We start from the raw sequence: 19,747 nt of genomic DNA, 5'->3' as shown, positions 1-19,747 counted from the left end.
CGATGCGCTCGGGCTCGTCCACGGTGTAGCTCGCCCCGATCGGCCGCGTCGAGCGGCGTCAGGACTTCGCCAGGTACTCCAGCCGCTCGGAGTCCACCGCCGCGTGCATCATCCCGGCCAGACCGGGGTGCTTGCGCAGGCCCGGGTCGGACGCCACGACGGCCCGGGCGAATTCCTGGGCGGCGGTGATCACCTCGAGATCGTCCAGCAGCGACAGCAGCCGCAGCGAACGGGCCGTGCCGGACTGGGCGGCGCCGAGCACGTCACCCTCGCGGCGGGTCCGCAGGTCGAGCACCGACAGTTCGAAGCCGTCGGTGGTGGCGGCGACCGCGTCCAGCCGCGCCATGGCCGACCCGCCCGGCGCGGCGTCCGTGACCAGCAGGCACAACCCGGGGTGCTCGCCCCGGCCGATACGGCCGCGCAGCTGATGCAACTGACTGACGCCGAACCGGTCGGCGTCCACGATCACCATCACCGTCGCGTTGGGCACGTCCACGCCGACCTCGACCACGGTGGTGCACACCAGCACATCCACCGATCCGTCGTTGAACGCCCGCATCACTTGGTCTTTCTCGTCGGCGGGGAGTCTGCCGTGCAGCAAGCCGACCCGCACGCCGGACAGCGGGCCGCCGCGCAGCATCTCGAACACGTCGAGCACCGCCTGGGTGGCCGGGCCCTCCTTCGCGCCGTCGCCGGACTTCGCGCGTCCGTTGCGCGACTTGCCCGCCGGCTCCTCGTCGTCACCGATGCGCGAACACACCACATATGCCTGGCGACCGGCGGCGACCTCCTCCACGATCCGCTCCCAGGCGCGATCCACCCAGTTCGGGTGCAACCGGCGCGGCACCACCTTGGAGACGATCGGCGAACGGCCTTTCGGCAATTCGGTCAGCGTGGACGTCTCCAGATCGCCGAGCGTGGTCATGGCGATGGTGCGCGGGATCGGGGTCGCGGTCATCACCAGCAGATGCGGGCTGGTGCCCGCTTTCGCCTTGGCGCGCAGCGCGTCTCGCTGTTCCACCCCGAAACGATGCTGCTCGTCGACCACCACCATGCCGAGATCGAAGAACTCGACGTTGTCCTGGATCAGCGCGTGCGTGCCGATCACGATGCCCGCCTCGCCGGTCACCGCCTCCAGCAGCGCGGCCTTCTTGGCCGCGGCCGACATCGACCCGGTCACCAGCACCACGCGGGTGGCGTGGTCGGCCGCGCCCAGCTCGCCCGCGGCGCCCAGCTCACCGAGCATGCCGCGCAGCGACCGATAGTGCTGCGCGGCGAGCACTTCCGTCGGGGCGAGCAGCGCGCACTGCAATCCCGCGTCCACCACCTGCAGCATGGCGTGCAGGGCGACGATCGTCTTGCCGGAGCCCACCTCGCCTTGCAGCAACCGGTGCATCGGCTGCTCCCGAGCCAGGTCGGCGGAAATCTCGGCCACGACCTGCTGCTGCCCCGCGGTCAGATCGAAGGGCAGGCGCTGGTCGAACGCGGCGGCGATGCCGTCGGCGCGCGGCGCGCAGGCACGGGCCCGGCGCCCGGACACCTCGTGCCTGCGCTCGGCCAGCACCAGCTGCAAGGCCAGCGCCTCGTCGAAACGCAACCGGTCCTTGGCCTGATCGATATCGGACTTGCGCTCGGGCAGGTGGATCAGGCGTAGCGCGTCGGACAGGTTCGGCAGCGCGCGCTCGGCGCGCACGTCCTCCGGCAGCGGATCGTCGAGCGGGTCGAGCTGGTCGAGCACCTGCCGAACGCAGGCCAGCACGTCCCAACTCTGCACCTTCGCGGTGGCCGGGTAGACCGGGATGAACTCGCGTTCCATGAACGCCGTGTCCACCCCGCCCGCGCCTCGCGCGCTCTGCGCGAGACCGCGCAGGTCCCCGCCGCCGCGTACCTTCGTCAGCGCGCCGACCGAGTCGGTGTCGTCCTCGGTCTCCGGCAGGATCAGGTAGCCGGGGTGGCTCAGATTCCACTGACCGGGCCGCCAGTACGTCACCGTGCCCGACATCATCGCCCGCAAACCCGCACGGACCACGTGTTTCACCTTGTCGCCATGGAAGAAGGTGACGTCGACGCCACGGCCGGAGCCGGTGTCGAGGACCACCTTCAGCAACGACCCGCGGCGGTTGCGCATCGGCCGCAGCTCGGCCTTGGTGATCCGGCCGATGACGGTGATGTGCGAACCGTCCTCGGGCGCCTCCTCGGTGAGCGGCTGCCCCTGCGTCGCGTACCGCAGGGGATAGTGCCGCAGCAGATCCTCGACGGTCTGCATGTCGAACGCGTCCGCCAGCGAGGCCGCCGCCTTCGCCCCGAGGATGTGGTCGAGCCGATCGCCCAGTGTCGCCATGCCCTATTCCACTCCGATCTGCACCGAATCACCGTGCTGCCCACCGGAATACACGATCACCTCGACCCCGGGAAAGTTCTGCTCGACGTACCTGGCGAGTTCGTCGCCGAGACCTTCCGGCGCGGCCGCGCCCACCAGCAGCGTGACCAGCTCGCCGCCGAAGGCGAGCAGCCGGTCCAGCAGTGTCCGCCCGGCCGCGCGCACGTCGCGCTCGATCACGACGACGTCGTGCCCGGCCAGTCCGAGCCCGTCGCCCGGTTCGCAGGTGCCGACCATGGTGAGCGCGCGCTCGGTCGCCGCGCGCAGCGATCCCCACCGCGTCGTGGCCGCCGCCTCCGACATGGCGAACGCGTCGTCCACCGCGATCCGCCCGCGGTCGTGCACGGCCAAGGCGGCCAGTCCCTGCACCATCGACGCGCTCGGCAGCAGCAGCACGTCGCGACGGGCGTCGCGCGCGGCGACGCCGACGGCGACCAATTCGTGCGCGGGCAGCGCGCCGTTGGGCAGCACCAGCACTTCGCGGTTCGGCATCCGCCGGATCGCGGCCAGCAGCGCCGCCGCCGTGACCGGCTCGTCGCCCGCCAGCACCACGGCGCCCGCGTCCTCGAACAACGCCGCCGCACCCGCGCCCGCCACCACGGCCAAAATCCCGCGATCCGCCGGAACCCCCGGCGTCGCCGCCGCGCCCGGGCCGAGCACACCGACCACCGCATGATTCGTATCGGCGGTCGGCGCGGAGCCTGCGAAGCCGCCTTCCCGGCCGGGTCGGGTAGGCAAGCCGGACGTCGCGCCAGGATCGAGATCGGCCCAGTTCGCACGTTCGCCGACCTCGGCGGTGACGGAGTCGCCGGACCCGGCCTGCACGTCCGGATGCGACGTGCGCAGCACGTTCTCGATGCGGATCCGGCTCAGCACGCCCGCCGCGATGCCCGCCTCCACCGCCGCACCCGCGTCGGCGCAGTGCACATGCGCCGACCAGGAGCCGAGCCCGTCGCCGACCACCACGACCGAGTCGCCGAGTTCACCCAGACGGGCGCGCAGCGCGGCGACTCTCCGCTCGTCGGAATCGGCCAGTAGATACATCACTTCGTAGCGCGGTTCGGCGGCGCAGGCAGGCGCGTTCCGCGCCGCCGACGGCCGGGGGTACTCCGGACGCGTGGGCGCCTCGCCTCGGGTCACGGTGACCAAGCTGTCCAGCAGCACGACCAACCCGCGGGCTCCCGCGTCGACGACTCCCGCCTGACCCAGCACACCCAATTGGAACGGAGTGTCGCCGAGCGCTTCGGCCGCGCCGTCCGCGGCCGCCAGCGCCACGTTCGCCAGCTCCTGGTCCGGGCACCGCGCGGCCGCCGCGGTCGCGCGGTCCAGCACGGTGAGAATGGTCCCTTCGATCGGCACGCTCAGTGCCTCCCGGACCAGCCCGGATGCCCTGGCCAGCGCGGCGCGCAGGCTGTCCCCCGTGAACGGGCCGCCGTCCACCACGTCCGCGACGCCGCGCAGCACCTGGGACAGGATGATCCCGGAATTGCCCCGAGCCCCGACCGTCGCGCCGTGCGCCATCGCGACGGCGACGGCACGGGCCGCGCTCCCGTCCGCGTTCGCGCGCGCACCGGCCGCCTCTCCTGCCTCGACCGCGGCACGCATGGTGGCCAGCAGGTTCGTACCCGTGTCCGAGTCCGGGACGGGAAAGACATTGAGCGCGTTGATCTCCTCGCGCCGGTGCGCCAAGCCGGCGAGACAGGTACGGCCCCAGCGCAGCAATGCCGTGCCGTCCATCACTTCTCGCACTCCGGACACCGTCACCTCACTCCCTTCCGCCACCCGCGCACCACCGCCGCCCGCCAGGTTAGCGGGCGGTCCCGACAGGCGACCGGCAACATCGCGTCCTTAGAATGGAGGTGCCCGGCAAACGATCCGGCACTCGTCCGCGGGGACCGGTTTGGTGGATCGGTGGCAGCACAGCTACCCTTGCAGGGTTGCCTCGCGCGGCCGTCGCCGGTCAGCGCTGGTCGGCTCTCCGCCGACAGGGCACATACTCGACATTGCACGAGGACGCGCCGCATCGCGAAAGCGGCGGTCCCCACCATTGACATGAAGGAGTTCGCGACTATGGCTGCCGTCTGCGACGTCTGCGCCAAGGGCCCCGGCTTCGGGAAGTCGGTCTCGCACTCGCACCGGCGCACCAACCGTCGTTGGAACCCGAACATTCAGACCGTGCGCGCGCAGGTCGCCCCGGGCAACACCCGCCGCATGAACGTGTGCACCTCCTGCCTGAAGGCGGGCAAGGTCACCCGCGGCTGATCCGCCCTCCGGCTGGCCAGCACTGTCGGCACGCGCCCCGGCACCCGTATCGGGTGGTCCGGGGCGTCGTCATGACTACCGGCATCCGGCTGACGGAGCCGTGGTGACGACGCGTCCGTGGCGGGTCCAGCCATTGGCCGCCGAGTACGTCCACAGCCTCGCCGAATGCCACATCGACTGCTGGCGCGAGGCGTATCGGGGGCTGGTTCCCGCGCACGTGCTCGACGCGTTCGACGTCGCGCGGCGGGCCGAACAGTGGGAGCGCGACCGGGTGCGCTATCCGGGCCGCACGCACGTCGCGATCGTCGACGACGTCGTGATCGGATTCTCCAGCGCGGGTCCGCCCGGCGACGCGGACGCGGTGACCCCGCTCGAACTGCACGCCCTCTATGTGCGTTCCGCCTGGCACGGCAGCGGAGTCGCCGACGACTTGATTCGCGCCGCGCTCGATCCGGCCGCTCCGTGCTCGCTGTGGGTGTTCGAACAGAACGCGCGCGCCCAGGCGTTCTATCGCAAGCATGGTTTCGTGCTCGACGGCACGCGCAAAGTCGAGGTGTTCACCGCCGCGATGGAGGTGCGCATGGTGCGCACGCCGACGATGCACGCGGATCGCGCGGCGGTGGGAACCCGGTAGGCGCACCCTCCGCACCACGCGGGGACCGCGTTCGGCGGCGCCCACTAGGGTGCAGATCATGACCACCAGCGAGCAAGCCGGGTACGTGACCACCGTCGACGGCGTCCTCCAGATCACCATCGCCACGTCCGCCAACGGCACTTCCATGGACTTCGCGGGCATCAACGCGGGCACCGCGGCTCTGCACGCGCTCGGCTCCGACGTGGGCGCGGTGCTGCTGCGTGGCACCGGCGCGAACTTCTGCGCGGGCGGCGACGTGCGCGGTTTCGCCGCGGCGCAGGACCGCTCGGCACACATTCACGGTCTGGCCACCGATCTGCACGAGTTCGTCCGCGCGCTGGACGCGGTCACGGTCCCGGTGGTGGCCGCGGTCCAGGGCTGGGCGGCCGGCGCGGGGATGAGCCTGGTCTGCCTGGCCGACATCGCGCTGGGCGGACCCGGCACCAAGCTGCGCCCGGCCTATCCCGGCATCGGCCTCAGCCCCGACGGGGGCATGTCCTGGACGCTGCCGCGCGTCGTCGGACGGGCACGGGCGCGGGAAATCCTGCTCACCGACGCCGTCCTGGACGCCGGCGAGGCGGTACGCCTCGGTGTGCTGAGCAGGCTGGTCCCCGACGGAGAGATCGCCGCGGAGGCACAGCGACTGGCGCGCGCCCTCGCCACCGGACCGCGTTCGACCCATGCCGGCATCAAGTCGTTGCTGCGGCAGTCGGAGAGCGCGACGCTGAGCGACCAGCTCGACAGCGAACGCGACGGCATCGCCGCGGCCGCGGGCTCCGCCGCCGGTCGCGAGGGCGTGGACGCGTTCGTCGCGAAGCGCAAGCCCGATTACGCCGGGCTCGCCTGAGCAGGCGTCATTCCAGCGTCGCGAGGACGAATTTCGCCACCGCGTCGGTGAACGAGTCGTTGTCGTCACCGGCCGCGGTGTGCGCGGCGCCGCCGATCTCCACCAGTTGGGCGTGCGGCACCAGCCGCTGGAACGCTTCGGCCCCTTCGGCGCTCACCACGTCCGAGCGCATGCCGCGGACCAGCAGCACCGGGATGCGCAACGCGCGCGCCGCGTCCTCCATCGGCTCGATCATGGCGGACGGGTCCTCGACCCGGTCGCTCAGCATGTCCGGATCCCAGTGCCAGTACCACCGACCGTCGCGCTCGCGCAGATTGCGCAGCAAGCCCTCGGTGCTCTTCGGCCGCGGGCGGTGCGGCAGGTACGCGGCGACCGCGTCGGCCGCCTCCTCGATGCTGTCGAAGCCGTCGCGATGCTTGCCGAGGAAGTCGATCACCCGGGCGACCCCTTCCGGTTCGGGCCGGGTGACGATGTCGACGAGGACCAACGCGGTGATCGCCTGCCCGCCGGGCCGCGCGGTCGCGAGCAGCCCGGTGATGCCCCCCATGCTGGCGCCGACGACCACCGCGGGCGCGCCGAGCTGTTCCAGCACCAGCAGGAGGTCCTCGACCATGGTCTCGCGCCGGTAGTCGCGATCCGGCGCCCACTCGCTGTCACCGTGGCCGCGGGCGTCGACCGTGACCACCCGCATTCCCGACGCGCCCAGCCGGGCGCCGGTCTTCTTCCACGAGTGCCGGGTCTGCCCGCCACCGTGCAGGAAGACGACGAGCGGGCCGTCGACGGGGCCGAACTGATCGGCGGCCAGCTCGAGTCCACCCGAACCGCGCAGCCGGAGCCGAGACGGTTCGAGAAGATTGTTCGCATTACTCACGATCTGTAGGATCGCACAATGCCGTTCCGCGCCGGGACGAACCCGGCGATTCGCGGATTCAGCAGCCCAGATTGCCCACGAAGAACAGGCACGCGATCTTGGCGTTCACCGAGGCGGAGATGGTGGAGGAGCCGCTGGAGGTGTACTCCTCGGCGACCGGGGCCGTCGCGGTCTCCGTGGTGGGCTCGAGCCGCAGCGGCGCCGCACCCGCGACGGCGGCGCCGCTGGCGAGAGCGGCGCAGAAGGCCAAGGTCGCGGTGGTGCCGCGCAGCGCGCCGCGGACGGTGGTGTTGTGCATGGAACAGCTCCTCACTCGTTACTTCGGTCGATCACACACAGACGCCCGATCAGGGCAGGCGCCAGTCAACCGGTTCGGCCCCCAGTTCGTCGAGTAGTTCGTTCACTCGCGAGAAGGGACGGGAACCGAAGAACCCACGAGACGCCGACAGCGGCGACGGATGCGCGGACTCGATGTAGGGGACCTCTGATTCGGCCAGCTGTGGCTTCAACGTCGCCGCGTCGCGGCCCCACAGGATCGCGACCAACGGCTCGTCCCGGGCGACGAGGGCGCGGATCGCCTGATCGGTGACCGCCTCCCATCCCTTGCCCCGATGCGAGGCGGGCTTGCCGGGCGACACGGTGAGCACTCGGTTCAGCATCAGCACACCTTGATCCGACCACGGACTCAGATCCCCGCAGGACGGCGTCGGGTGGCCGAGATCCTTGCTGTATTCGGCGAAGATGTTCGCCAGGCTGCGCGGGATCGGCGAAACGTCCGGCGCCACGGAGAAACTGAGACCCATGGGGTGGCCCGGCGTCGGGTAGGGATCCTGGCCGACGACGAGGACGCGCACCGCTTCGAAGGGGCGCTGGAAGGCGCGCAGGACGTTCTCACCGGACGGCAGGTAGCCACGGCCCGCGGCGTTCTCGGCGCGAAGGAATTCGCCCATGGCGGAAATCCGATCCGCCACCGGCTCGAGTGCCTTCGCCCATCCCGGATCCATGATTTCCGACAGTGGTTTCGCGCCCATGACCGCACAACTTAGCGTGGTCGGCCGTCGGCTGACGAGTCCGCCCCACGGAACGATTCCCACCCACCGTCACCCGTCTGGGCGACGCCGTCGACGGTGAGCCCGCGACCGGCCACAACGCGCCCGATCGCGGTCCATCCGGCGGGTAGTGCGCGGTCGGGCGACCATGCGCCCGCGAAGGCATGGTCCTCGCCTCCGGTCAGGATCCATTGGGCCGCATCGGCGTCCAGCCGGGCGGCGACGAGATCCAGCGCCGGGTCGCGCAGGGCGGCCGAAGCCAGGTCGATGCCCACGCCCGAAGCCGCGGCGATGTGTCCGAGGTCAGCGAGCAATCCGTCGGACACGTCGGTCAGCGCGTGCAGTCCGGGATCGGTCCCGCCACCCGCCACCCGCCTTTCCGAGGCAGTTTGCGCTTCCCGGTCCGCGCCGGGCGGCACTGATCCGGACGACTCGGCGGCCGTCACCCGGGGCGAATTCGACGCTCCGTCATCGAAGGAGACCGTCGCCGGACCTCGGGCGGCCGAATCGGACGTGGTATCGGTCTGCGATGAAATCCGCTGCGCCTGCGGAACATTCGAGTCCGCGCGCGGCACACGGCGTAGCGCGTCCAGGACGACGGCGTACGGCGGCTGCGGGACTCGATGCGCGGCAAGCGCTTCCGCGACCTCGGGTCCGGTCGCTCCGGCGGTGAAGGCGGCCAGCCCCGCGGCCGACCAGCCGAGCCGGCCCGCGACCGCGACGACATCGCCCACGCGCGCATCCGCTCTGGTGATCGGCGCGCCGACCGGATCGCCGAAGGCGGTGACGGAAACGACCAGTTCACGGCTGCGGACCAGGTCGCCGCCCGCGATGGACGCGCCCGCCCTGGCGGCCTCGGCCCACATGCCGTCCGCGAGTCCGTCGATCACCGCGAGCGGGGTGTCGGCCGGGCAGCCGAGCGCGACGACGAACGCGGTCGGCGTCGCGCCCATGGCCACCACGTCGGCGGCGTTCTGCGCGATCGCCTTGCGGCCGATGTCCTCGGGGCTGGACCAGTCCAGCCGGAAATGCCGGTCCTGCACGAGCATGTCGGTGGTCACCACGAACCGGCCGTCCGGCGCCGCGACCAGCGCGGCGTCGTCGCCGGGGCCGAGCAGCACACCGGGCGCCTGCACCCGTCCCGCGTTGATACGGTCGATCAGCGCGAACTCCCCCAGTTCACGCACTGTTCTCGGGGCCCGGCTGGCGCTGATGACCGATCCTTTCCGGCGCGCTGCTTGCTGGAACGAGCCCGACGGTACCCTTTCGGAGGCACTCGAGTACCACCGGCCCGGTCCACCGCTGTGCGGCTGCCGACCGGGGCGACGCGCGCAGCAGAAAGGATCGGTGACCATGGCGGCGGATTCGCCGGACCGCGATTCGGCGGAGCGGGACGAACACTCGGAAGCCGCGACCGGATCCCGGAAGCCCGAGGGCACGAAGGACGCGGACAGCGCCGACGCAGTTCCCTCGAACGCAGCGGCACCGGACGACGACGCAGCAGCCGACCGGAGCGACGCCGAAGAGTCCGCCGCAGCGGACGAGCCGGACAGCGCGCCCGCATCGGCCTCGGCGCACCAGTACTCGCCCGCCCTCATCGCCACGGCCGTGGCCCTTCCGGTCGTGCTGGTCGTCGCGGTGCTGGTCGCCGCCGTGCTCGCGCGCCGCGCGCCGGTCGAACGCGAACCTCTGGTGCTCGGTCCCGTCCCGGCCCCGGCGGCGGAGGGTCCGGCCTGCGCCGCTCTCCTGCCCGCGCTGCCCGCGACCCTGGGTGAGTTCACCAAGTCGACCCTGGTGGAGCCCGCTCCACCCGCCACGCGCGCGTGGCAGCGCCCCGACGGCGGCACCGCGATCGTCCTGCGCTGCGGGTTGGATCGCCCGCTGGAATTCAACCGCGCTTCACCGCTGCAGATCGTGAACGGCGTGCAGTGGTTCGAGGTCCGTGACCAGGCCGCCGCGGCGAGCACCTGGTTCGCCGTCGACCGGGGCGCCTACATCGCCCTCACCGTCCCCGACGGTTCTGGTCCGACGCCGCTGCAAGAAGTCTCCGACACCATCACCGCCCAACTCCCGGCCCAGCCGATCGACCCTGGGCCGCTGCCCAACTGACGCCACGCGGCCACGCGCTGATCCGGAGAAGCATTCGGCGAGCGACTGGCTGAGGCGCACTCACCGAGTCCCGGGCGCGCGATGCGCCGCGGCCCGGTCCGGTCCGGATGAGCGGTACAGGATGACGATGGAAGCTGGGCGGAAATGCGGTGACACGCCTGACCGTCATCGAAATCTCGGCAGGTAACCCCGGCTCGGCGGATCGGCTTACCGTCGGGATCGGTAGCTGTCGCCGGGGACCATCGCGGACGTGGGCCGAGAGTGCCCCTGATGTCCCGCCGACTACACAGTGCAGCCGCTCGACGACCGCTCGTCCGGGTCACTCACGGCACGACGGTGTCCGCCATCGCGAAGCGCGAGCCCGAGTCCTACCGCAGGCCGGTGCCGCGGACGAGCGCGGTTTCGATGAGCGTCGAGATCAGTGCGGCGTAATCGATGCCGGTGGCCTCCCACATGCGCGGATACATCGAGATGGCGGTGAATCCGGGCATCGTGTTGATCTCGTTGATCACCGGTCCCTGCTCGGTGACGAAGAAGTCGACCCGCGCCAGTCCCTGGCAGTCGAGTGCTTGGAAAGCACGCACGGCCAGTTCCCTGATCTGCTCGGCGACCTCGTCGTCCAGCTTGGCGGGCACGTCGAATTCGCAGACGTCGTCGAGGTACTTGGTGTCGAAGTCGTAGAACGCGGGACTCTCGGCGGTGGTGCCGGTCTCCGGCATCCGGATCTCAGCGACCACGCTCGCCGCGACCCGGCCGTCCGGGAATTCCAACACCCCGCATTCCACTTCGCGTCCGACGATGCCGGCTTCGACGATCACCTTCGGGTCGTGCGCGCGCGCCGCGGCGATGGCGGCGTCCAACTCCGCCCAGTCGGTGACGCGGGTGATGCCGATCGATGAACCGCCGCGGGCGGGTTTCACGAACACCGGCAGGCCCAGGCGCAGCCGGTCCTCCTCGGTGACCGTCGCGGTGCCGGGCCGCAGCACCACCTGGGTGCCGATCGGCAATCCCTCCGCCGCCAGCAACTTCTTGGTGAACTCCTTGTCCATGCCCGCCGCGCTGGCCAGCACCCCGGGGCCGACGTACGGGATTCCGGCGAGTTCCAGCATTCCTTGCAACGTGCCGTCCTCGCCGAACGGTCCGTGCAGGATCGGGAAGACCACGTCGACCGTGCCGAGCGCGGCGGTCGGATCGTCGAGCGCGATGAGCGCCCCCGAGCGGCTCGGGTCCGCGGCGAGGGTCAGGGCCGTGCCGGTGGCGTCCACCGACGGCAGGGCGCGATCGTGGATGCCGAGCGCGGCCACGTCCGAACCGCCGAGCACCCAGCGGCCCTCTGCGGTGATGCCGATCGGCACGACCTCGTACTTCTGCGGATCCAGGTGACGCAGCACGCTGCCGGCCGATACGCAGGACACGGCGTGCTCGTTGCTGCGCCCGCCGAACACCACAGCCACCCTGATCCGGTTCGTCATGCCCCGAACCGTACCCGTTTCGGTGCGCGCTCCCACCGCTGACCGTCCCGGACACTCCGGCCTCCGCCCGCGTGGAGCGGCCCGGATCACTCCGGCTTCATCCGCCGCCCGAGCAGGTTGCCGACGGCTTCGCGCACGGAGAGCCCTTCGTGACAGACCTGGTGCACGGAGGTGGTCAGCGGCATCTCGACGCCGTGCCGCTCGGCCAGCGCGCGCACCGATGTGCAGGACTTCACACCCTCCGCGACTTGGCCATGAGTGGCCGACTGGGCGGCCTCCATGGATCCGCCCGCGCCGAGCACGTGACCGAACGACCGGTTGCGCGACAGCGGTGACGCGCAGGTGGCGACCAGGTCCCCGACCCCGGCCAGGCCGGCCAGCGTGACCGGTTCCGCGCCCAGGGCCACCCCGAGCCGGATGATCTCGGCCAGGCCGCGGGTGATCAAGCTGGCGATCGAATTGTCGCCGAGGCCCATTCCCGACGCGATGCCGCAGGCCAGCGCGATGACGTTCTTGCACGCGCCGCCGATCTCGCAGCCCACCACGTCGGTGTTGGTGTAGGGCCGGAAGTATCCGGTCGCGCAAGCGTGCTGCACCGCGACCGCGCGGTCTTCGTCGGAGCAGGCGACCACGGTCGCGGCCGGCTGGCACAGCGCGATCTCGCGCGCCAGGTTCGGTCCGGACAGCACCGCGACCCGGCTCGGGTCGGCACCGGTGACCTCCTCGATCACCTGGCTCATCCGCAGCAACGTCCCGGTCTCGATGCCCTTCGCCAGACTCAGCAAGGTGGCGTCGTCCGGGATCAGCCCCTTCCACTCCGCGAGGTTCGCGCGCAGCGACTGCGACGGCACCGCCAGCACGACGATGTCCGCTCCGTCCAGCGCCACCGCCGGGTCGGGGGTCGCCGCGATCGGTGGCAGCGGAATATCCGACAGGTAATCGGGATTGCGATGTTCGGAGGCCAGCGTCGCGGCGACCTCGGGCCGCCGGGCCCAGATCGTGACCTCGGTTCCCGCGTCCGCCAACACCTTCGCGAACGCGGTGCCCCACGATCCCGCGCCCAGCACTGCCGCCCTCGTCATCAGCCCAATATGCCATGGAAGGATTGCTCGCATGCGCCCGCACGCCGTGCATGCCGTGATCGCGGTCAAGAGCCTCGATCGGGCCAAGAGCCGACTGGCCGACCGGCTGCGCCCGGAGCACCGGGCCCGGCTGGTGCTGGCCATGCTCGCCGACACCGTGACCGCCACCGCGGCGGTCGGCGAAGTCGTGTCGGTCACCGTGGTCACGCCCGACCCCGCCGTCGCGGAAATGGCCCGCGCGCTCGGCGCCGAGGTCCATCCGGAACCGCGCCAGTCGCAGGCCGAGGGGCTGAACACCGCGCTGGCCGCCACCGCCGCCGCCTTGCGCGGTGCGCACGGCCCGATCGATCTGCTCGCACTGCAAGCCGATCTGCCCGCCCTGCGCCCGGAAGAGCTGTCGGACATGCTCGCCGCCGCCCCGCGCGGGCTGCGCTCGATAGTCATTGATCACGAGGGCAGCGGCACCGCCGCGCTGGTGGTCCGCGACCCGGTCGCAGCGCTCGATCCCCGCTTCGGCCCCGGGTCGGCACGCAGCCATATCGACGCGGGCGCGGTCGACCTCACCGGGGACTGGCCGGGCCTGCGCCTGGACGTCGACACCCCCGCCGACTTGGACCGCGCGGTGGCCCTCGGGGCCGGGAACGCGACGCGTGCTGTCCTGCACGACATCGGATGGCCGAGCGGCGTTCACGAACACGTTCCACACGTGTGCTAGCCGGTCGCCATGGTGGCGTGAGACACAGGGCGATCACGCTCGCGGGATGCGCGTGGCCTGTCCGGTAAGGGATGATCGTTGGCGTGAGCGATACGGAAACCGTCAAGCAGCAGCCGTTGCTTCCCACGCCACCCCCGGCGGCGACACCCGTGTCCGCCGACTCGCAGGGGGCGCGGTTGCCACGTGATCGCTACCTCAATCGTGAATTGAGCTGGCTGGACTTCAACGCCCGCGTGCTCGCCCTCGCCGAGGACGCGTCGCTGCCGTTGCTGGAGCGCGCGAAGTTCCTGGCGATCTTCGCCTCGAACCTGGACGAGTTCTACATGGTGCGGGTGGCGGGGCTGAAACGCCGCGCCGAGACCGGGTTGCTGGTCCGCTCGGCCGACGGCCGCTCTCCCGGCGAACAGCTGGAACTGATCGCCGCGCGCACGCAGGAGATCGCGGTGCGGCATGCCCGCGTCTTCCTCGACAGCGTGCTGCCCGCGCTGACGGCCGAGGGCATCGCGATCATCGACTGGAGCGACCTGGACGAGGGCGAACGCGAGCGTCTTTCGGGCTACTTCCAGGACCAGGTGTTCCCGGTACTCACCCCGCTCGCGGTGGATCCGGCGCACCCCTTCCCCTACATCAGCGGACTGAGTCTCAACCTCGCGGTGACGGTGAAGGATTCCGCTACCGGCGGCGAGCACTTCGCCCGCGTCAAGGTGCCCGACAACGTCGACCGGTTCGTCCGCGTGCGCCGCACCGAATCCGGCTCCCCGATCGCCGCTTTCCTGCCGATGGAAGCGCTCATCGCCGCGCACCTGGATCTGCTGTTCCCCGGCATGGATGTGGTCGAGCACCACTCGTTCCGGATCACCCGCAACGCGGACTTCGAGGTCGACGAGGATCGCGACGAGGACTTGCTCCAGGCCCTGGAGCGGGAGCTGGCCCGGCGGCGGTTCGGTTCGCCGGTGCGGCTGGAGGTGTCCGACGACATGACCGAGCACATGCTCGATCTACTCCTGCGGGAGCTGGACGTCGACCCCGGCGATGTCATCCAGGTGCCCGGCCTGCTCGACCTGTCCTGCCTCTGGCAGGTGTACGGGGTGGACCGGCCGAATCTCAAGGACACCCCGTACGTCCCCGCGACCCCGCCCGCGTTCGGCGAGCGCGAGACGCCACGCAACGTCTTCGCCGCGCTGCGCGAGGGCGACGTGCTCGTGCACCATCCGTACGATTCCTTCTCCACCAGCGTGCAGCGGTTCATCGAACAGGCCGCCGCCGACCCGCAGGTGCTGGCCATCAAGCAGACGCTCTACCGCACCTCCGGCGATTCCCCCATCGTCAACGCGCTCATCGACGCCGCCGAGGCGGGCAAGCAGGTGGTCGCCCTGGTGGAGATCAAGGCGCGCTTCGACGAGCAGGCCAATATCAAGTGGGCCCGCGCGCTGGAACAGGCCGGCGTGCACGTGGTGTACGGCCTCATCGGCCTGAAGACGCACTGCAAGACCTGCCTGGTGGTGCGTCGTGAGGGCGCGACCATCCGCCGCTACTGCCACATCGGGACCGGCAACTACAACCCGAAGACCGCACGCCTCTACGAGGACGTCGGGTTGCTCACCGCGGCACCGGAAATAGGCGCCGACCTGACCGACCTGTTCAATTCGCTGACCGGTTACTCGCGCAAGGAGAACTACCGCAACCTGCTCGTCGCACCGCACAGCGTGCGCTCCGGCATCATCGAGCGCATCCAGCGCGAGACCGAGCTGGCGGGCCGGGGCGAGGACGCCCGAATCCGGCTGAAGGCCAATGCGATCGTCGACGAGGAGATCATCGACGCGCTGTACCGGGCCTCGCAGGCGGGCGTGCCGGTGCAGATCGTGGTGCGCGGGATCTGCGGTCTGCGCCCCGGCGTGCTGGGCATGAGCGAGAACATCGAGGTCCGTTCCATCCTCGGCCGGTTCCTGGAGCATTCCCGCATCCTGCACTTCCAGGCGCAGGACGAGTACTGGATCGGCAGCGCCGACATGATGCACCGCAACCTGGACCGCCGGGTCGAGGTGATGGCGCAGGTGAAGGACCCGCGGTTGACCGAACAACTCTGCGAAGTGTTCGAATCGGCCCTCTCGCCGACCACACGCTGCTGGGTGCTGCAACCGGACGGCACCTGGCGGGCGTCGCCGGGGACGTCCGGCGATGGGGACAAGATCAGAGACCATCAGGAGTTCTTGATGCGGCTGCGGAGGCCAGATCAGCAGTGAACGCCACCACGGGGTTCGAACAGGAGGGGGGCCCGTTCTGGGATCCCCGCGTCACCGCCAACATCTACGCCGCCGGAGCGGTGCTGTGGCGTGAGTCGTCCACCGGGGCGATCGAGATCGCGATCGTGCACCGCCCCAAGTACGAGGATTGGTCGCTGCCGAAGGGCAAGCTCGACCCGGGTGAGACCCCGGTGCTGGCCGCGGTCCGTGAAGTCCGCGAGGAGACCGGGCTCGAGTGCAGGCTCGGCCGCTACCTCGGACACGTGACCTACCCGATTCCGGGCCATCGCAAGCTCAAGCGGGTCGACTACTGGGCCGCGGAATTGATCAGCGGGGAGTTCACGGCCAACTCCGAGGTGGACGTGCTCAGCTGGCACCCGCTGGACCGGGTGATGGACCAGTTGTCGTATCCGATGGACCGGCAGGTGGTGCGCGCCTTCACCCGATTGCCCGCGCGCACCGACACCCTGCTGTTGGTCCGGCATGCCAAAGCCGGCCGTCGGGACCGCTTCAACGGTCCCGATGACCAGCGCCCGCTCGACCGCGATGGTGAGACGCAGGCGCGGGCGCTCACGCCGAATCTCTTGGCATTCGGCGCATCTCAGGTCTATTCGGCCCCTCCACTGCGCTGCGTCCAGACCGTCGCGCCGATAGCGGACAAGCTCGGCGTCGAAATCGCCGAGGAGGCATTGTTTTCCGAAGACGGGTACGCCGAGCGCCCGGACGAGGCCGGGGAACGGTTTCGAGCCCTGGTGTCGGACAAGGCGGTTCGCGTCGTCTGCAGTCAGGGCAAGGTGATCCCGGATCTGCTGGGCCGGCTGGCCGAACGCGACGGACTCGCGCTGCCGTCGGCGCGCAATCGCAAGGGCAGTGTGTGGGTGCTGTCGTTCGTCGGCCATCGCTTGGTGGCCGCCGACCATCTGGATCGATCGCTGTCAGCCTACGACGGGCAGTCCTGATCCGGCGGCAACTCCGTCGTCACCGCGCGGGTCGGCGGGCGCCGGTCGACCACCACGGCGCGCCGCGAGGGTGACAGCACGGTAGGCGGACAGCCGAAAACGGCCCCGGGTGTCTCCCGGGGCCGTCTCGACGTTGAGGCGAATGGGCCCAGTCGTGGGGCCGCGCATTCAGCGCCGATCCGGCGGTGGCTCGAGATCAGCGGGTTCCACGAGCCGGGGCCTTCTTGGCCGCGGTCTTCTTCGCAGGGGTCTTCTTGGCGGCGGTGGTCTTCTTGGCCGCCGTGGCCTTGGTGGCCGTCTTCTTGGCCGGAGCCTTCTTCGCGACCGCGGTCTTCTTCGCGGGCGCCTTCTTCGCAGCGGTCTTCGTAGCGGTCGTCTTGCGCGCGGTGGTCTTCGCCGGGGCCTTGGCGGCGGCCTTCTTGGCCGTGGTCTTGGCGGGCGCCTTGGTCGGCGTCGATTTCTTGGCGGCGGTCTTCTTGGCCGCCGTCTTCTTCGCCGCCGCCTTCTTCGCGGCCACCGGCGCATTCACCCCGCGCTTCACAGCGGGCCCGGTCGCGGCCAGTTTCTGCTTGCCCGCGATCACCGCCTTGAACTGAGCGCCGGGACGGAACGCGGGTACCGAAGTGGGCTTGACCTTCACGGTTTCGCCGGTACGCGGGTTCCGGGCGACGCGAGCCGCCCGCTTACGCTGTTCGAACACACCGAATCCGGTGATTGTGACGCTCTGACCCTTGTGCACCGCGCGCACGATGGTGTCGACCACATGCTCGACTGCCGCGGTGGCCGTGCGCCTGTCCGTACCCAACTTTTCGGTCAGAACGTCGATCAGTTCCGCCTTGTTCATTGAATCCTCCGCAGACTAATGGCCCGTCGTCGGACCGACTAGGTACCACGGTAAACCCACTTTGGGCAAGAGTCTATGTGCCACGCCAAAATTCATGTGGTTTAGCACACGTCCAGCTACCACAACTCCGGCCGTCCAGCTAACCGGCGAGGGTGATTACGTCTGCGAAATATGTACCGGCAGGGTCGTCGGTTTCCATGTTGGCCTTGCCTTTTCGAACCGGGCGATCGTGTCCTCCCGGCGCAGCGTCAGCCCGATGTCATCCAATCCCTCCAGCAGACGCCACCTGGTGTAGTCATCAATATCGAACGGCAACACGACGGTTCCGGCCGTCACCGTGCGCGCCTCGAGGTCCACAACCAATTCCAAGCCGGGCTGTTCCTCGAGCAACTTCCAGAGCATTTCGACATCGTTCTGTGACATCTGAGCGGCGAGCAGACCACCCTTGCCCGCATTGCCGCGGAAGATGTCGGCGAACCGGGATGAGATGACCACCCGAAAGCCGTAGTCAGACAGCGCCCAAACAGCGTGCTCACGCGACGATCCGGTACCGAAATCCGGGCCCGCCACCAGCACACTACCCCTGTTGTAAGGCGCGATGTTCAGAATGAAGTCGGGATCGGTCCGCCATGCGGCGAACAACCCGTCCTCGAATCCGGTCCGGGTGACCCGCTTGAGGTAGACCGCCGGGATGATCTGATCGGTATCGACATTGGAGCGGCGCAGCGGCACCCCGATGCCCTTGTGCACGGTGAAGGCTTCCATTACGAATCTCCTGGGTTTGTTTGAGGGAATCGGGGCCGGTCAGTCCAGATCCGCAGGCGACGACAGTGTTCCGCGGACCGCCGTCGCGGCCGCTACGAGGGGAGAAACGAGGTGCGTACGGCCGCCTTTGCCCTGCCTGCCCTCGAAGTTGCGGTTCGAGGTGGACGCGCAACGCTGGCCGGGCTCGAGCTGGTCCGGATTCATTCCCAGGCACATTGAGCAGCCCGCCTGCCGCCATTCGGCGCCCGCCGCGGTGAAAATCTCGCCGAGTCCTTCTTTTTCCGCCTGGGCGCGAACCCGCATCGACCCCGGTACAACCAACATTCGCACGCCGTCGGCGACATGACGTCCCTTCAAAATCCCGGCCACCGCACGCAAATCCTCAATGCGTCCGTTGGTGCACGAACCGACGAATACGGTGTCGATCGGTACTTGTCGAAGCGGAGTACCCGGCTCCAAGTCCATGTAACGCAGAGCTTTCTCCGCGGACTCGCGGGCCACCTCGTCGGCGAAGGCGGCGGGGTCGGGCACCGCCTCACCCAGCGGGGCGCCCTGACCCGGGTTGGTGCCCCAGGTGACGAACGGAGTCAGCTGGGACGCGTCGATGTGCACCTCGGCGTCGAAAACGGCGCCCTCGTCGGTCTTCAGCGCCTCCCAGGCCGCCACCGCGGCGTCCCAGTCGGCTCCCTGCGGCGCGTGCGGCCGTCCTTTGAGGAATTCGTAGGTCGTCTCGTCCGGCGCGATCATCCCGGCCCGCGCGCCCGCCTCGATGGACATGTTGCAGATCGTCATTCGGGCCTCCATCGACATGGCCCGGATGGCCTCCCCGCGGTACTCCAGGACGTAGCCCTGGCCCCCGCCGGTGCCGATCTTCGCGATGACGGCCAGGATCAGGTCCTTGCTCGTCACGCCCGCGGGCATGGCGCCGTCCACGGTGATCGCCATCGTCTTGAACGGCCGCAGCGAGAGGGTCTGGGTGGCAAGCACATGCTCGACCTCGGAGGTGCCGATGCCCATCGCCAGCGCGCCGAACGCGCCGTGCGTCGAGGTGTGGCTGTCGCCGCAGACCACGGTCATGCCCGGCTGGGTCAAGCCGAGCTGCGGCCCGACCACGTGCACGATGCCCTGGTCGAGGTCGCCCATCGGGTGCAGCCGCACACCGAATTCCGCGCAGTTGCGCCGCAGCGTCTCCACCTGGGTGCGCGAAACCGGGTCGGCGATCGGCTTGTCGATATCGACGGTCGGGACGTTGTGGTCCTCGGTCGCGATCGTGAGATCCGGCCGTCGCACCGGCCGGCCCGCGGCGCGCAGGCCGTCGAAGGCCTGCGGGCTGGTCACCTCGTGGACGAGATGCAGGTCGATGTAGATCAGGTCCGGTTCGCGCGAGGCACCCTCGCCCTCCCCGCGAGCGACGACGTGCTGGTCCCACACCTTCTCGGCCAGCGTGCGCGGTTCGGCCATGGTTGATCACCTTTCGGACGAAGCAGCCGTTCCGCGATCTGGACTCCGACGCGG

Annotated in this window: 18 protein-coding genes; 7 read left to right on the top strand and 11 right to left on the bottom strand. The window is 70.0% G+C overall.

What is annotated here, in order from left to right; genetic code table 11:
* Nucleotides 1-58: 58 nt before the first annotated feature.
* Together recG and QMG86_RS07215 are read right to left on the bottom strand one after the other, a co-directional pair.
* The gene (gene recG / locus QMG86_RS07220; protein ID WP_281878458.1) at nucleotides 59-2,341 is read right to left on the bottom strand and encodes an ATP-dependent DNA helicase RecG; all 2,283 of its coding nucleotides are present in this window, start codon (nucleotides 2,339-2,341) and stop codon (nucleotides 59-61) included.
* A gap of 3 nt (nucleotides 2,342-2,344) precedes the next feature.
* Nucleotides 2,345-4,117 (bottom strand): DAK2 domain-containing protein, encoded by a 1,773-nt coding sequence (locus QMG86_RS07215; protein ID WP_281880811.1) that lies wholly within the window; start codon nucleotides 4,115-4,117, stop codon nucleotides 2,345-2,347.
* Nucleotides 4,118-4,450: 333 nt separating this feature from the next.
* Here QMG86_RS07215 and rpmB point away from each other — a divergent pair, with 333 nt between their 5' ends.
* The 3 genes from rpmB (at nucleotide 4,451) to QMG86_RS07200 (ending at nucleotide 6,123) form a co-directional block, all read left to right on the top strand.
* Nucleotides 4,451-4,642: a 50S ribosomal protein L28 gene (gene rpmB, locus QMG86_RS07210; protein ID WP_063019880.1), complete on the top strand. Its 192-nt coding sequence runs from the start codon at nucleotides 4,451-4,453 to the stop codon at nucleotides 4,640-4,642.
* A 103-nt stretch (nucleotides 4,643-4,745) separates the two neighbouring features.
* Nucleotides 4,746-5,276, top strand: coding sequence for a GNAT family N-acetyltransferase (locus QMG86_RS07205; RefSeq protein ID WP_281878456.1), 531 nt, complete (start codon nucleotides 4,746-4,748; stop codon nucleotides 5,274-5,276).
* A 58-nt stretch (nucleotides 5,277-5,334) separates the two neighbouring features.
* Nucleotides 5,335-6,123: an enoyl-CoA hydratase-related protein gene (locus QMG86_RS07200; protein ID WP_281878454.1), complete on the top strand. Its 789-nt coding sequence runs from the start codon at nucleotides 5,335-5,337 to the stop codon at nucleotides 6,121-6,123.
* A 7-nt stretch (nucleotides 6,124-6,130) separates the two neighbouring features.
* Here QMG86_RS07200 and QMG86_RS07195 read toward each other — a convergent pair whose 3' ends face one another.
* Genes QMG86_RS07195 through thiL form a run of 4 tightly spaced genes read right to left on the bottom strand, consistent with a single transcriptional unit; the run spans nucleotide 6,131 to nucleotide 9,230 of the window.
* On the bottom strand, nucleotides 6,131-6,994 hold the full coding sequence (locus QMG86_RS07195) for an alpha/beta fold hydrolase (RefSeq protein WP_281878452.1): 864 nt from the start codon (nucleotides 6,992-6,994) through the stop codon (nucleotides 6,131-6,133).
* A 58-nt stretch (nucleotides 6,995-7,052) separates the two neighbouring features.
* Nucleotides 7,053-7,292: a hypothetical protein gene (locus QMG86_RS07190; protein ID WP_281878451.1), complete on the bottom strand. Its 240-nt coding sequence runs from the start codon at nucleotides 7,290-7,292 to the stop codon at nucleotides 7,053-7,055.
* Nucleotides 7,293-7,341: 49 nt separating this feature from the next.
* Entirely contained in the window at nucleotides 7,342-8,025 is a 684-nt protein-coding gene (locus QMG86_RS07185; protein WP_159838675.1) for a uracil-DNA glycosylase, read from the bottom strand.
* Nucleotides 8,026-8,036: 11 nt separating this feature from the next.
* A complete protein-coding gene (gene thiL / locus QMG86_RS07180) occupies nucleotides 8,037-9,230 on the bottom strand; it encodes a thiamine-phosphate kinase (RefSeq protein ID WP_281878450.1) in 1,194 nt (397 codons plus the stop codon).
* Nucleotides 9,231-9,396: 166 nt separating this feature from the next.
* On the opposite strand from thiL, the gene QMG86_RS07175 reads away from it, so the two are divergent.
* Nucleotides 9,397-10,152, top strand: a complete 756-nt coding sequence (locus QMG86_RS07175; RefSeq protein WP_281878449.1) for a DUF3515 domain-containing protein — start codon at nucleotides 9,397-9,399, stop codon at nucleotides 10,150-10,152.
* A gap of 368 nt (nucleotides 10,153-10,520) precedes the next feature.
* On the opposite strand, the gene QMG86_RS07170 is transcribed toward QMG86_RS07175, so the two are convergent.
* Both QMG86_RS07170 and QMG86_RS07165 read right to left on the bottom strand, forming a co-directional pair.
* Nucleotides 10,521-11,624 carry a D-alanine--D-alanine ligase family protein gene (locus QMG86_RS07170; RefSeq protein WP_281878448.1) on the bottom strand — a complete coding sequence of 368 codons (1,104 nt, stop codon included), beginning with the start codon at nucleotides 11,622-11,624 and terminating at the stop codon, nucleotides 10,521-10,523.
* Nucleotides 11,625-11,710: 86 nt separating this feature from the next.
* Nucleotides 11,711-12,706, bottom strand: a complete 996-nt coding sequence (locus QMG86_RS07165; RefSeq protein WP_281878447.1) for an NAD(P)H-dependent glycerol-3-phosphate dehydrogenase — start codon at nucleotides 12,704-12,706, stop codon at nucleotides 11,711-11,713.
* Between the two features lie 31 nt (nucleotides 12,707-12,737).
* On the opposite strand from QMG86_RS07165, the gene cofC reads away from it, so the two are divergent.
* The 3 genes from cofC to QMG86_RS07150 all read left to right on the top strand — a co-directional run bounded on the left by cofC (nucleotide 12,738) and on the right by QMG86_RS07150 (nucleotide 16,623).
* The gene (gene cofC / locus QMG86_RS07160; protein WP_281878446.1) at nucleotides 12,738-13,421 is read left to right on the top strand and encodes a 2-phospho-L-lactate guanylyltransferase; all 684 of its coding nucleotides are present in this window, start codon (nucleotides 12,738-12,740) and stop codon (nucleotides 13,419-13,421) included.
* Nucleotides 13,422-13,492: 71 nt separating this feature from the next.
* On the top strand, nucleotides 13,493-15,664 hold the full coding sequence (locus tag QMG86_RS07155; RefSeq protein ID WP_281878444.1) for an RNA degradosome polyphosphate kinase: 2,172 nt from the start codon (nucleotides 13,493-13,495) through the stop codon (nucleotides 15,662-15,664).
* A complete protein-coding gene (locus tag QMG86_RS07150) occupies nucleotides 15,661-16,623 on the top strand; it encodes an NUDIX hydrolase (RefSeq protein ID WP_281878443.1) in 963 nt (320 codons plus the stop codon). Before QMG86_RS07155 ends, QMG86_RS07150 begins: the two co-directional genes overlap by 4 nt.
* Before the next feature lie 196 nt (nucleotides 16,624-16,819).
* Here QMG86_RS07150 and QMG86_RS07145 read toward each other — a convergent pair whose 3' ends face one another.
* The 3 genes from QMG86_RS07145 to leuC form a co-directional block, all read right to left on the bottom strand.
* The gene (locus QMG86_RS07145) at nucleotides 16,820-17,467 is read right to left on the bottom strand and encodes an HU family DNA-binding protein (protein ID WP_281878442.1); all 648 of its coding nucleotides are present in this window, start codon (nucleotides 17,465-17,467) and stop codon (nucleotides 16,820-16,822) included.
* Nucleotides 17,468-17,623: 156 nt separating this feature from the next.
* The gene (gene leuD / locus QMG86_RS07140) at nucleotides 17,624-18,232 is read right to left on the bottom strand and encodes a 3-isopropylmalate dehydratase small subunit (RefSeq protein ID WP_281878441.1); all 609 of its coding nucleotides are present in this window, start codon (nucleotides 18,230-18,232) and stop codon (nucleotides 17,624-17,626) included.
* Nucleotides 18,233-18,271: 39 nt separating this feature from the next.
* On the bottom strand, nucleotides 18,272-19,693 hold the full coding sequence (gene leuC / locus QMG86_RS07135; RefSeq protein ID WP_281878440.1) for a 3-isopropylmalate dehydratase large subunit: 1,422 nt from the start codon (nucleotides 19,691-19,693) through the stop codon (nucleotides 18,272-18,274).
* Nucleotides 19,694-19,747 lie beyond the last annotated feature (54 nt).

It is taken from the genome of Nocardia sputorum (assembly GCF_027924405.1).
Classification (GTDB): domain Bacteria; phylum Actinomycetota; class Actinomycetes; order Mycobacteriales; family Mycobacteriaceae; genus Nocardia; species Nocardia sputorum.
The sequence above is the reverse complement of the archived record's forward strand: the minus strand, read 5'-3'. Positions and strand labels throughout refer to the sequence as shown.